Source organism: Pseudomonas sp. Ga0074129, from assembly GCA_001465025.1.
Taxonomy (GTDB): Bacteria; Pseudomonadota; Gammaproteobacteria; order Pseudomonadales; family Pseudomonadaceae; genus Aquipseudomonas.
The window spans coordinates 1-12184 of the sequence record LNDO01000040.1 but is presented as its reverse complement, the minus strand read 5'-3'; the positions used below and the strand labels follow the sequence as shown (position 1 = coordinate 12184).

The 12184-nt window shown below is 59.5% G+C and carries 11 protein-coding genes; 8 read left to right on the top strand and 3 right to left on the bottom strand.

The window, feature by feature from the left end; translation table 11 throughout:
• The first annotated feature begins 25 nt into the window (after positions 1–25).
• The 3 genes from AUK77_RS02420 (at position 26) to rmuC (ending at position 2576) form a co-directional block, all read left to right on the top strand.
• Positions 26–499, top strand: a complete 474-nt coding sequence (locus tag AUK77_RS02420; protein WP_296125727.1) for an MFS transporter — start codon at positions 26–28, stop codon at positions 497–499.
• 130 nt (positions 500–629) lie between these two features.
• Entirely contained in the window at positions 630–1034 is a 405-nt protein-coding gene (locus AUK77_RS02415) for a sel1 repeat family protein (RefSeq protein WP_296125726.1), read from the top strand.
• Between the two features lie 180 nt (positions 1035–1214).
• Positions 1215–2576: a DNA recombination protein RmuC gene (gene rmuC, locus AUK77_RS02410; protein ID WP_296125774.1), complete on the top strand. Its 1362-nt coding sequence runs from the start codon at positions 1215–1217 to the stop codon at positions 2574–2576.
• A gap of 26 nt (positions 2577–2602) precedes the next feature.
• On the opposite strand, the gene AUK77_RS02405 is transcribed toward rmuC, so the two are convergent.
• Complete coding sequence (locus AUK77_RS02405) at positions 2603–3538, bottom strand: alpha/beta fold hydrolase (RefSeq protein WP_296125724.1); 936 nt, start codon at positions 3536–3538, stop codon at positions 2603–2605.
• A gap of 298 nt (positions 3539–3836) precedes the next feature.
• Complete coding sequence (locus tag AUK77_RS02400; RefSeq protein WP_296125722.1) at positions 3837–5093, bottom strand: MgtC/SapB family protein; 1257 nt, start codon at positions 5091–5093, stop codon at positions 3837–3839.
• Between the two features lie 149 nt (positions 5094–5242).
• Here AUK77_RS02400 and AUK77_RS02395 point away from each other — a divergent pair, with 149 nt between their 5' ends.
• From AUK77_RS02395 to AUK77_RS02385, 3 genes are all read left to right on the top strand, one after another.
• Positions 5243–5956 (top strand): AzlC family ABC transporter permease, encoded by a 714-nt coding sequence (locus AUK77_RS02395; protein WP_296125721.1) that lies wholly within the window; start codon positions 5243–5245, stop codon positions 5954–5956.
• A complete protein-coding gene (locus AUK77_RS02390) occupies positions 5956–6285 on the top strand; it encodes an AzlD domain-containing protein (protein ID WP_296125719.1) in 330 nt (109 codons plus the stop codon). The genes AUK77_RS02395 and AUK77_RS02390 overlap by 1 nt, the downstream gene beginning before the upstream one ends.
• 102 nt (positions 6286–6387) lie before the next feature.
• Positions 6388–8262 carry an MFS transporter gene (locus AUK77_RS02385; RefSeq protein WP_296125718.1) on the top strand — a complete coding sequence of 625 codons (1875 nt, stop codon included), beginning with the start codon at positions 6388–6390 and terminating at the stop codon, positions 8260–8262.
• On the opposite strand, the gene AUK77_RS02380 is transcribed toward AUK77_RS02385, so the two are convergent.
• A complete protein-coding gene (locus AUK77_RS02380) occupies positions 8259–9155 on the bottom strand; it encodes a DMT family transporter (RefSeq protein ID WP_296125716.1) in 897 nt (298 codons plus the stop codon). The genes AUK77_RS02385 and AUK77_RS02380 overlap by 4 nt on opposite strands.
• Before the next feature lie 201 nt (positions 9156–9356).
• Here AUK77_RS02380 and aceK point away from each other — a divergent pair, with 201 nt between their 5' ends.
• Both aceK and AUK77_RS02370 read left to right on the top strand, forming a co-directional pair.
• The gene (gene aceK, locus AUK77_RS02375) at positions 9357–11087 is read left to right on the top strand and encodes a bifunctional isocitrate dehydrogenase kinase/phosphatase (RefSeq protein ID WP_296125715.1); all 1731 of its coding nucleotides are present in this window, start codon (positions 9357–9359) and stop codon (positions 11085–11087) included.
• Positions 11088–11092: 5 nt separating this feature from the next.
• A complete protein-coding gene (locus AUK77_RS02370; RefSeq protein WP_296125713.1) occupies positions 11093–12169 on the top strand; it encodes a TonB-dependent receptor plug domain-containing protein in 1077 nt (358 codons plus the stop codon).
• Positions 12170–12184 lie beyond the last annotated feature (15 nt).

Sequence of the window (12184 nt, the reverse complement as noted above, 5' to 3'; positions counted from 1 at the left end):
GTTAATGTCTGAGAACGTGCGTTTTATGAACGAAAATGACTACCAACTCGCCTGGAGTGCCTACCTGATTGCAGCGGTTGGCTGTCTGTTGGTGTGGTTGAAGCTCACCAGTTGGATGTGGCGTTACCTGCGTGAGCCCCTGCGCGTGCTGGTGCTGGTGCTGTTGTTCACGCCCACCATCGTTGACCCCGGCCAAGAGCTCTTTGCCCCGGCGGTGGCCATTACCGCCATGGACCTGCTACTGGATGTGGGTAATAACGCGTGGCGTGCCGTAGCTGACCTGAGCATGTACGGGTTAATTGCGTTTGCCCTGTACCTGCTGTTTGTCGCGATTCGTTGGCCGCTAGAGCGTTGGCGTCTGGCGCGAAAAGACGCAGCGCCGACCAGCGGCAACGAACCCACCCTGCGCGAACTCACCGCCCGCGACCAGTTCGATGCTGGAGACACCCGCTTTGATGCGCACGGTGACCGCCGCCTGAAGGTTGAGCCGCGTTTGTAGTGCTGCGCCCTGGCCTGTTTTAGAGCCAGGGCGTTGGTTTTACCCCGCCTAAATCAATACAAAATGCAAGGCTTTACCTTGGCGGAAAAAGGAGTAGAGTTGCGCGCCTTTCCGGCCACCGCTGCTTCTTATGCCTCGCGCAATCACTCGACTGTCCGCTGCAACACACGCCACGCCCCGCCTGCCAACGCGTTTAGCGCTCTGGCTGCTGGATAATTCACACCTCGGCCATGCCCCCAGCGTGAAGCGCTTTGCCGGACGTTTGCTCAAGCAGCCGGCCTTGCAAGGCGAGGTGCATGCGCAAACCCGTCTGGGGCAGATGCTCTGCCGTGATTGTGGCAACCCGCGTGATCGCCGCATGGGCGTTGAGCTCTTGCGTCAGGCGGCGCGTGCGGGGCATCTGGATGCTCAATTGACCCTTGGCCAGCTCTACAACCAGCCGCGCACCCTTGAGCCGCTGCAAGCGCGCCACTGGCTTGAACTGGCCGCTGGGCAAGGCTCGGCAGAAGCCAAGCAACTGCTTAAACAGCTCTGACGCTGACGGAAGGTACTGGTTATACTGCCAGTACTTTTTGCGGAGCTGCGTATGCCATTTGATCTGTCCACCGCGCTGACCCCTGCGCTGCTGGGTTTCGCCATGGCGGCCTTGCCGCTGGTTTATCTGGCGTGGACGCTGCAACGCCGTCTGGCCAACCAGCAGTTAACCTTCAGTCTCATGCAAGAGCGCCTGAGTAATGCGCAGTTGGCGCAGACCGGTCTTGCCGCGCAACTGGACGACAGTCGTGAAGAAATCGGCGCGCTCAGCGAGATCAAGGCCGATCAACAAGCCGAGCTTGCCGCCTTGCGCCGTGAAGCCGATTTGCTGCAACAAGAGCGGCAGATTGCCCGCCAAGCCGCCCAGGCCTGGCAGGCACAACGTGAGCAGCAGGAAGCAGAAATCCGCCGCCTGGATGCCCAGCGCGCCGCCCTCAGTGCCGAACTCAAAGAACAACAAGACAGCCATCAACAGCGCTTGAGCGACCTGCAGGGCTCGCGTGAAGAGTTGCGCGCCCAGTTTGCCGAGTTGGCGGGCAAGATTTTCGATGAGCGCGAGCAGCGTTTCAGCGAAACCAGCCAGCAGCAACTTGGTCAGTTGCTCGACCCGCTCAAGGAGCGCATTCAATCCTTCGAAAAACGTGTCGAAGAGAGTTATCAGCAAGAGGCACGCGAGCGCTTTTCCCTGGGCAAGGAGCTGGAGCGTTTGCAGCAACTCAATCAGCGTCTGGGGGACGAAGCGACCAACCTGACACGCGCCCTCAAAGGTCAGAAAACCCAAGGCAATTGGGGTGAGTTGGTGCTGGAGCGGGTGCTGGAGCATGCGGGCCTGGAGAAGGGCCGCGAATACCAGACGCAAGTCAGCCTGAAAAGCGCCGATGGCGAGCGCTTCCAGCCCGATGTGCTGATTCAACTGCCTGGTGATAAGCAGGTGGTGGTAGACGCCAAAGTCAGCCTGACGGCCTATCAACAGTTTATTGCTGCTGATGATGAACCCAGCCGGCAACAGGCGTTGAAACAGCATGTACTGTCGCTGCGCAGTCACCTTAAGGGGCTTTCGCACAAGGACTATCAGCGCCTTGAAGGCTTGCATAGCCTGGATTTTGTGCTGCTGTTTGTACCCATCGAAGCGGCATTTTCGGCGGCCTTGCAGGCAGATCCGGGGTTATTCCAGGAGGCCTTTGATCAGCACATTGTCATCGTCAGCCCCACCACCTTGCTGGCCACGCTGCGCGTGATCGACAGCCTGTGGCGTCAGGAGCGGCAGAGCCAGAATGCCCGTGAAATTGCCGAGCGGGCCGGGGCGCTGTACGACAAGTTTGTCGCCTTTATTCAGGATTTGGACGAGGTGGGCGCGCGCCTGCAGCAGCTTGATAAAGCCTATGCCGGGGCGCGCAACAAGCTCAGTGATGGCCGTGGCAACCTGATCAGCCGGGTGGAAAACCTCAAGTTGCTGGGCGCGCGTGCCAGCAAGAGTCTGCCTGCCGATTTGCTTGAGCAGGCCGCGGGCATGCGCGAGCTGGATGAGCAACTCGCACCATAGCGCTGCACGCGGGTTGTGGCAGCACGCTAGTTACGCCCGTCGGTGTTTCCAGAATCCACCGCTGCTGTGAATTCGCGCAACCAAGCGGCCAGTTGTTGCGGTTCGGCCAGCAGTTGCCAATGACTGGCCAGCACTTCACGGCGTTTAAGATTCGCGGCCCAGCGCTGCAGATGTTCGAACAACTGCGGGCGCACAAAACGGTCAGCGCTGGCCACGATCAACTGCACGGGCACTTCGGTATGGCGCTGGCGAGGGCGAAACAGGCTGCGGATAAAATTGGCCCGATAGAGTTTGACCCCGTGCACACCGTCACTGAGCTGAGTGGGGTTGATGCTGACGTGATCCAGCCCCTCCAGCTTGCGCAAAAGCCCCGGCCAGGCACGATCCAAGCCCAGTCGCCAGGTGAGTTCGGGCAGCCAGGGTAAGTGGAAGAGGGCGATATACCACGAGCTGAGCAATTGGCCGAACACCTGTAGTAAGGCCTTGGGACTTTTCTCGTTGAGTTTGTCACGCATCCAATAGCCGACGTGGTCCAGGCATGGCCCGGAAATGCTGGTGTAGGAAGCCAGCAGGGGTTGAATGCGCGGTTCGGTGACCGCTTCCCAGGCCTGAATCGACCCCCAGTCGTGCGCCAGCAAATGTACGGGATGGCCGGGGCTTAGGGTGTTGATCACCGCCTCAAGGTCATTGGCCAGCTTGCTGAGGTGGTAGTCCGAGCGCTGCGTGGGAATGTCCGATGCGCCGAAACCGCGTACATCGTAGGCAATGATCTGATAGTCAGCGGCTAATTCAGCCACCAGCGGTAACCAGACTTCGTGGCTGTCCGGGTAGCCGTGTACCAGCAAAACAGTGGGGCCTTGCGGGTTGCCCCAGCGGTAGGCAGCCAGGTACACACCATCGCCTTTTACCGTGACATGTTCTGCTTGCAGAGCGCCAGGCGGCAGCACGGCGGGCGCGTTCATGGGTTCACCTGCGCGTGTTGCGCAATGAGTTGACGCTGGATGATACGGATCAGCAGGCATCTTGTTTTAAGTGTCATGGCCGGCAATAACCTTGGGGGGGATGCCCCATTGTTGGGGCTACGGCGTGCCTGTGCCTAGCCTCAAACGTTATGTCCGGCGTCCCGTGCAGGCTGCTGCTGATTCAGCCAAGAACCGCTCTAAATCGAGTGTCTGAGGGGTTTTTAGCGCTGTTGCGCTGTGTGCCAGCCAGGCAAGTCCAGCCCTTGGTTGGGGCGTTCCGATGCGTAAGCAGCCTGTTTTATTGCAACAGCAATACCGCCGCGCCTGCCAACAAGCCGCAGGCCATCACCGGCAGCGTCAGCAATGCCAGCTGGCGACCGCCGATCAGCGCCACCAGAAAGCCTTTGACCAGGCTGTTGCTCAGCGCCGCGAGAAAGATGCCGTTGACCGCCACCTGAGCGTGCAAGTCGCTGTGTGCGCTGCGCGCCAGCGACAGGGTGATGGCATCCACATCGGCCAGGCCGGACACCAGCGCGACCAGGTACACGCCCACATCACCGAGCCAGCGTTGTGCGCCTTCAACCAGCAGCAGAATCAGCGCCAACAGTGCGGCAAAACGCAGTGCCGGACCGATCTCAAATGGGTTTTTCAGCGGTGGCTCGGCCTGTTCCTCGGTCTCCATCCCGGCGCGGCGAAAGTACAGCAGTGCGCCCACTGCATACACCAGCGTGGCGGTTGCCAATGGCCACAGCAGTGCTGGCAGAAGGCTGGCGTTGATAAGACCTACTTCCAACAGTACGCGGGGAAACATCAGCGCCGAAGTGGCGAGCAGACCACAGGCCAGAATGGCATTCAGATTGCGCCCTTGGGCCAGGCGCGCCAGGGTGATGGTCATCGCGGTGGATGACACCACACCGCCGAGCAATGCGGTAATCAACAGCCCCTGGCGCATGCCCACCAAGCGAATGGCCACATAGGCGGCAAAACCGATGCTGGCGATCAGCACCACCATCCACCAGATGGCGTAGGGGTTGAATGTCTGCCAAGGGCCGTAACCTTGGTTGGGCAGTGCGGGCAGCAGCACCAGCGAGATAAACAACAGCTTCAACGCGCCGGATAACTCGGCCTCGCTCAGTTGCTGCAAGGCGCCATGCAGGGATTGTTTCAGGCTCAGCAGCAAGGCCACCGCCACTGCACCGGCCGCCGCCAGCCCGGCGTAACCCGCCATGGACAGGCTGCCGAGGATAAAGGTGATCAGCAGCGCCACTTCACTGGTCAGGCCTATGTCGCCCAGGCGTTTCAGTTCGCCAAAGTAGGAGGCCACGACCAAAATGGCGAAGCCGGCGAATACGGCAGCCCAAGCCGCGACACCAAAGTGGTTACCCAAGAGCATGGCAAATGCGCCCAGCAGGCTGCTCAGGGCAAAGGTGCGTATGCCGGCCACCAACTGCGAATCTTCAGTATTGCGTCCTTGCCAACCGCGCTCGGCACCAATCAGCAGGCCCGCCGCCAGTGCGCTGGCAAAATTCAGCAGGGTATCGAGGGCTTCTGGCATGGTCTGATCCTGAGTGACGAATGCCCGCAGTATAGTCAGCGCCGCGCAGGCGGTGTTGAGGTAAATCAGCTGGCTGCTGGGTGATTGCGCAAGATTATCCAAGACGCTGTGCGCGTGATGCGGCAGGCTATGCCATTCAAGGAGGGCACATGAGCCGTTTGCAGCAGTTTGGTTATGGGTGTCGCGACAGCCTCGCGATGATTGTCGGCATTGTGCCGTTCGGCCTGATCTACGGGGCGCTGGCCAGCTTGGCCGGGCTGACGCTGTGGCAGGCGCTGGGTATGTCGCTGCTGGTGTATGCCGGTTCGGCGCAGTTTATTGCCATTAGCCTGCTGACGTTAGGCAGCGGTGCGCTGGTCATTTTGCTCACGACATTTGTCGTTAATCTGCGTCATGTGCTCTACAGCGCGGCGTTGCAGCCTTATGTCGGCGGCTTGCCGCAGCGCTGGCGGTTGCCGTTGGCCTTTGGCCTGACTGATGAAACCTTTGCCGTGGTGCAGCGCCGCTACCTAGCGCGCGGCATGGCTGATTATGGCCAGTGGTATCACGCGGGGGTGGCCTTGGCGCTTTATCTGTCTTGGGTTAGCAGCTCGCTGGTGGGCGCGTTGTTTGGCCAGTCGGTGCCGAACCTGGCGGGTTGGGGATTGGATTTCGCCATGTTGGCGACCTTTATTGGCATCGTGGTGCCGGCGCTGCGTAACCAACCGCAGATCGCCGCCGCGCTGGTGGCCAGTGCCGTGGCGCTGCTGTGTCATGCCTGGCCCTACAAATTGGGGCTGATGGCGGCTGCGCTCAGCGGTATTGCCATTGGTGTGTGGTTGGAGCGCCTGCAAACGCCTGTGAGCATAGGGGAGGCTGTGTAATGGAGGTCTGGTTACTGATTCTGGGCATGGCGCTGATCACCTTTGCGATTCGTTACAGCCTGTTCGCCTTTCCTGAGTTGCGCTTTCCACCCTTGGTGCGCCAGGGGCTGCATTACGTGCCGACGGCGGTGTTGAGCGCGATTGTGCTACCCGGCATGTTGATCCCGGACGGCCAGCAGTGGGCCTTCAATAGTGAGAATGCCTACCTGCTGGCGGGTGTGGTGACGATTGCCATCGCTGCGGTGACACGGCACTTACTGGCCACGATTGGCGGCGGTTTGCTGGTGTTTTTTGCGCTGCGCGCGCTGCTCGGCCAGCTGCCGGTGTAGCGATCAGGCCGCAAAAAATACGCGCGGCTGTGGCTTTGCCCACGCTCAATGCAGTCAAATGAGTCATTACTCTCTTCACCACCGCAGGCAGGAACACGGACGATGAGCGAACAATCTCAATTCGCATTGCTGGGTAAAAAGCGTTTTTTGCCATTTTTCGTGACCCAGTTATTGGGGGCGTTCAATGACAACATTTTCAAGCAATCGCTGATTCTGGTGATCTTATTCAAGATCAGCGCCAGTGCCGACAAGGACTTGCTGGTTAACCTATGTGCATTGCTGTTTATCCTGCCGTTCTTCCTGTTTTCGGCCCTGGGCGGACAGCTTGGTGAGAAGTTCCCCAAGGACTCGCTGATTCGCGCCGTCAAGTTGGCTGAGATCGTCATCATGCTGCTGGGCGCGCTGGGTGTGTTGCTCGGCAACCTGCCGCTGATGCTGGCGGTGCTGTTTGCCATGGGCACGCAATCGGCCCTGTTTGGCCCGGTGAAATATTCCATCCTGCCGCAGCACCTCAGTGAGCAGGAGTTGGTCGGCGGCAATGCCCTGGTGGAAATGGGCACCTTTCTCGCCATCCTCGCGGGCACCATCGGCGCGGGCATCATCATGGCCAGTAGCGGCTATGCCGAGATTGTCGCTGCCAGCGTGGTGATTGTTTCGGTGTTGGGTTATCTGGCCAGTCGCGCCATTCCGGCGGCCTCGGCGGCCATGCCGCAACTCAAGCTGGACTGGAACATCCTGCGTCAGTCTTGGTTGATCATGAAGCTCGGCCTGGGCCAGCGCCCGGCGGTGTCGCGCTCGCTGGTAGGCAATTCGTGGTTTTGGTTTCTCGGCGCGGTGTACCTGACGCAGATCCCGGCCTACGCCAAAGAGTGGCTATACGGTGATGAAAGCGTGGTCACGCTGATTCTCACGGTGTTTTCGGTCGGTATTGCCTTGGGCTCGATGCTCTGTGAACGCATGAGCGGGCGTAAGGTGGAAATCGGCCTGGTGCCCTTTGGCTCCATCGGTTTGACAGTGTTTGGTATTGCCCTGTGGTGGTTTTCCGGTGGCTTTCCAGAAGCAGCCGAAGCACACGATTGGCTCACCGTGCTGAGTTATCAGCAGGCCTGGTGGATTTTGGGGTCGATCCTGGGCATTGGCTTGTTCGGCGGTTTTTACATTGTGCCGCTGTATGCCTTGATCCAGTCGCGCACGGTTGAGCATGAGCGGGCGCGGGTGATCGCTGCCAACAACATCCTCAATGCGCTGTTTATGGTGATATCGGCGGTTGTTTCGATTCTGTTCCTCAGCGTCGCTGAGCTTTCGATCCCACAGCTGTTTTTGACCATTTCGCTGATGAACATCGCGGTCAACAGCTACATCTTCAAGATCGTCCCTGAATTCACCATGCGCTTTATGATCTGGCTGCTCAGCCATTCCATGTACCGCGTTGAACACAAGGGGCTGGATGCCATCCCGGACGAAGGCGCGGCGGTGCTGGTGTGCAACCACGTGTCATTCGTCGATGCGCTGCTGATCGGCGGGGCGGTGCGCCGGCCTGTGCGCTTTGTCATGTACTACAAAATCTACAACCTGCCGGTGCTCAACTTTATCTTCCGCACCGCGGGCACCGTGCCGATTGCTGGCCGCCATGAAGACCTGCTGATTTACGACGCCGCGTTCAAGAAAATCGCCGAGTACCTGCGCAACGGCGAAGTGGTGTGCATTTTCCCGGAAGGCAAGTTGACCAGCGATGGTGAGGTCAATGAGTTCAAGAACGGCGTCGAGCGGATCATTCAGGAAAACCCCGTGCCGGTGATTCCCATGGCCTTGCAGGGTTTGTGGGGCAGCTTTTTCAGTCGTGACCCACACAAGGGTTTCTTCAAACGCCTGTGGTCGCGCATCACCTTGGTCGCTGGCGAGCCGGTGGCTGCAGAAGCCGTTAAATGTGACCTGTTACAGGCGCAGGTGGCGACGCTGCGCGGTGACCGGCGTTAAGCGTTTTTAGCCGCAGGGCTGGTGCGCACCACCAGCCACAAGGCCAGGGCGATCAGTACACCGCCGTAGAGGTAGGCCCACGATAGCGGCTCGTCGAGCAACAGTGCACCCCAGAGCACGCCGAAAGGCGGGATCAAAAAGGTAGTGGTGCTGGCCTTAATCGGGCCGATGTCACTGAGTAAACGGAAATACAGCACGTACGCCAGCGCCGTGCAGAGCAAACCCAGCCCCGCTAATGACAGCCACACCTCAAGCCCACCCCAACTGGCCGGCGGTTGCAGCCACAGCGAACCGCCGAACAACGGCAGCAGAAACAGGCTGGCACCGGCCAGGCTGGCCAGCGCGGTGAGGCGGTTATCCAAGCCGCCTTGCTGGCCGATCCAGCGCCGGGTGAGAAAGCCCGCCACGCCATAACAGGCGGTTGCAACCAGGCAGGCTGCCGCGCCCAACAGTAGATCAAGGTCGAACGCGACAGGGCCGGTGCGGGTCAGAACGGCCACGCCAAACAATCCAATGGCCACCCCGGCAGCTTTGCTCAGGGTCAGGGCTTCGGCAAAAAAAAGCATGCCGATCAGTACACCCATCATCGGTGTAGTGGCGTTGAAGATGGCCGAGTAGCCGGCGGGCAGTACCAGCGCCGCGAGGCAGTACATGGCCGATGGAATGCCAGCATTGATCACCCCCAGCATCAGGCAGTGCTTGAGTTTGCCGTTGAACTGCCAACGCACGCGCATCAGCCAGACAATCGCCAGTAAACCGAGCAGCCCGATGCTGGCGCGAAAAAATGCCGTAGGCATGCTGCCGAGCACGGGCGCGACAATGCGCATAAATAAAAAGCTTGCGCCCCAGATGGCGGCAAGCACTAGCAGTCGGGCCAGGTCGGCAGGGCGCACAACAAACTCCGCAACGCAGAAAAAGGCCGAGCAGTGTTGCCGGGCTGTTGCGCCAAGGCAATTCGAAATGCGCTTTCAGCGTCGTGACTTGGCAATATTTCGTCGTAGATAAGCGCGTATCCGGGTATTGCCGGCTTTAACTTGGCTCGGTCACTGGATAAGCTCGGGGAAATGTCCGCATCTCATCCGCAGGGGTTTCTTATGCCACAGCAATGGCCGGCCAGCGCGATTGCCACGCTTATCCTCCAAGGCTTCGACGATTATCGCGAGCAGTTCCGACAGATCACCAATGGCGCGCGAGTGCGTTTTGAACAAGCCCAGTGGCAGGAAATTCAGCAGGCTTCCGCTGAGCGTATTGCCCTCTATGAAGCGTTTGTCAGCACCGTCAGTGAGCGTTTACGTGCTGCCTATGCCGCACAGGTGCTGTTGGATGTGGAGAGTTGGCCGCTGGTGAAGTCGGCGTATATCGCCCTGATCGATCTGCGCTACGACGATGAACTGGCGGAAACCTGGTTCAACTCGATCTTCTGCGGCTTGTTCAGCCATGACCAGATCAACGACGGTTGCATGTTTATCCACACCACGCGCCCCGCGCTGCGGGTTAATGAGCGCGCACCGCAAACCCGTGTGTATGAACCCAAAGGGGATGTGGAACAAGCGCTGCGGCAGATTTTCACCGATTTCAGCTTTGAAGTGGGCTACGAAGACCTGGAGCGCGACCTGTCGCGGTTGCTCAAGCAATTACGCGACAACCTGCCTGATTGGGTGTGCAAAGACCCCGCCCTGCGCATTGAGCTGTTCGCCTCACGCTTGTATCGCAACAAGGGGGCGTATCTGGTTGGGCGCATCTTTACCTGCGACGAGCAATGGCCGCTGGTGATCCCCGTTCTGCACCGCGAAGGGCAGGGTATTCAGATTGATGCGCTGATCACTGATGAGGCTGAGGTGTCGATTATCTTCTCCTTCACACGCTCCTATTTTATGGTGCGTGTCGGTTACCCGGCGGAATTTGTAGGCTTCCTCAAGCGCATTCTGCCCGGCAAGCACATTGCCGAGCTGTACACCTCCATTGGCTTTTATAAGCATGGTAAGTCGGAGTTTTACCGCTCGTTGATCAACCACCTGGCCACCACCGATGACAAGTTCGTGATGGCTCCCGGTGTGCGCGGCATGGTGATGAGTGTGTTCACCCTGCCGGGCTTCAACACGGTGTTCAAGATCATCAAAGACCGCTTCTCTCCGTCCAAGAACGTCGACCGCGGCACGGTGATCGAGAAATACCGCCTGGTCAAAACCGTCGACCGGGTAGGGCGGATGGCCGATACCCAGGAGTTTTCCGACTTCCGCTTTCCGCTGAGTAAATTTGATCCTGAATGCCTGGCGGAGCTGTTAGACGTTGCGCCATCGACCGTCGAAGTCAAAGGCGACACGGTGCTGGTGCGCCATTGCTGGACCGAGCGGCGCATGATTCCGCTCAATCTGTATGTAGAAAGTGCCAGCGAAGCCCAGGTGCGAGAAGCCCTGGATGACTATGGGCTGGCGATCAAACAGCTGGCGGCGGCGAATATCTTCCCTGGCGATATGCTGCTGAAGAACTTTGGCGTCACCCGCCATGGCCGTGTGGTGTTTTACGACTACGACGAGATCTGCTTCCTCACCGAGGCCAACTTTCGGCGGATTCCGCCACCGCGCTACCCGGAAGATGAAATGTCCTCCGAGCCTTGGTATTCCGTGGCACCCATGGATGTTTTCCCCGAGGAGTTTCCGCCGTTTTTGTTTGCTGACATGAAGCAGCGCCGGCTGTTCAAGGAGTTGCACGGCGACATCTATGACGCGGACTACTGGAAGAGCCTGCAAGAGGCGATTCGCGCCGGCAAGGTGATCGATGTATTCCCCTATCGGCGCAAAGATCAGGCCGATAGGGAGTACTAGAGTCGATGCGCCAGGCGATCAGCCTGCTGGCCGTCGGGGTTGTAGCGCTGGCGCAAACCCCGGTAGCTCAGGCACAAGCAGACCCAGAGTCGGCGCTCGAATTGGCGCCATTGCTGATTACCAGCCCGCGCACTGACGCGCGCTGGTTAAGCAGCCCAGCCGCCGTCAGTGTGCTGGATGCCGCCTCGACGCCCGGTGAACAGGCGCTCGCACTCGACACTTGGCTGGCCCGCGTGCCAGGGGTGTTTAGCCTCAATCGGTACAATCTGGCGCAAGGCCTGCGCCCAGCCATTCGCGGTTTTGGCGCACGTGGCAATTTTGGTGTGCGCGGCATCCGCGTACTGGTAGACGGTGTGCCGCTGACCATGCCGGATGGGCAAACCGAACTTGATGGGCTGGACCTGGGCCTGGTCGAACGCATTGAAGTGTTACGCGGCCCGGCCTCGGTGCTGTACGGCAATGCTGCTGGCGGCGTGTTGGCCATCGAAACCCGCCAGCCGCCCGCTACGCCCTCCATGCAGTTGGACGTTAGTGCAGCCGGTTTGGGCTATCAACGCGCGCGCGCCGAAGTAGGCGGCAGCGAGGCGAATGTGGGCGGCCTGCTGGCGTTTACCAGTACCACGCTGGAGGGCTATCGGCCACAAAGCCAGGCCCACACCAATAGCCTGACCGGCAAGGCGCAGTGGATCAGCGACAGCGGCCAGTTGCGTCTTAATTTCAATGCCATCGACAACCGTGCTGAAGATCCGGGCGGGCTTACGGCCGCTCAGGTCAAGGCGGATCGTCGGCAGGTGGCAGCGAATAATCTACGGTTTGATGCGGATGAATATATTCGTCAGCAGCGTCTGGGCTTGGTCTGGGATGGTTACGCGGCGGGTGCTGATGAGTACCAACTGCGCAGTTATGCGGGGCATCGTGAGTTTGGTAATCGGCTGGGCTTTGAGCGCAGTGGGCAAACCACATTCAGCCGCTATTTCAGTGGGGTGGGCGCGCAATACAGGGCGGTTGCAGGGGCTGAGTGCAACACGGTTATTGAATTGAAGCAGGCGCAGCATGATGCATTCCTACCACCTCTGTCATGACTTCAATCGGGCACT

What these genes read in the sequence shown, in the direction of transcription:
- AUK77_RS02420 (WP_296125727.1), top strand. Translation starts at nt 26, where the DNA reads ATGAACGAAAATGACTACCAACTCGCCTGGAGTGCCTACCTGATTGCA.
- AUK77_RS02415 (WP_296125726.1), top strand. Translation starts at nt 630, where the DNA reads ATGCCTCGCGCAATCACTCGACTGTCCGCTGCAACACACGCCACGCCC.
- rmuC (WP_296125774.1), top strand. Translation starts at nt 1,215, where the DNA reads ATGCAAGAGCGCCTGAGTAATGCGCAGTTGGCGCAGACCGGTCTTGCC.
- AUK77_RS02405 (WP_296125724.1), bottom strand. Translation starts at nt 3,538, where the DNA reads ATGAACGCGCCCGCCGTGCTGCCGCCTGGCGCTCTGCAAGCAGAACAT.
- AUK77_RS02400 (WP_296125722.1), bottom strand. Translation starts at nt 5,093, where the DNA reads ATGCCAGAAGCCCTCGATACCCTGCTGAATTTTGCCAGCGCACTGGCG.
- AUK77_RS02395 (WP_296125721.1), top strand. Translation starts at nt 5,243, where the DNA reads ATGAGCCGTTTGCAGCAGTTTGGTTATGGGTGTCGCGACAGCCTCGCG.
- AUK77_RS02390 (WP_296125719.1), top strand. Translation starts at nt 5,956, where the DNA reads ATGGAGGTCTGGTTACTGATTCTGGGCATGGCGCTGATCACCTTTGCG.
- AUK77_RS02385 (WP_296125718.1), top strand. Translation starts at nt 6,388, where the DNA reads ATGAGCGAACAATCTCAATTCGCATTGCTGGGTAAAAAGCGTTTTTTG.
- aceK (WP_296125715.1), top strand. Translation starts at nt 9,357, where the DNA reads ATGCCACAGCAATGGCCGGCCAGCGCGATTGCCACGCTTATCCTCCAA.
- AUK77_RS02370 (WP_296125713.1), top strand. Translation starts at nt 11,093, where the DNA reads ATGCGCCAGGCGATCAGCCTGCTGGCCGTCGGGGTTGTAGCGCTGGCG.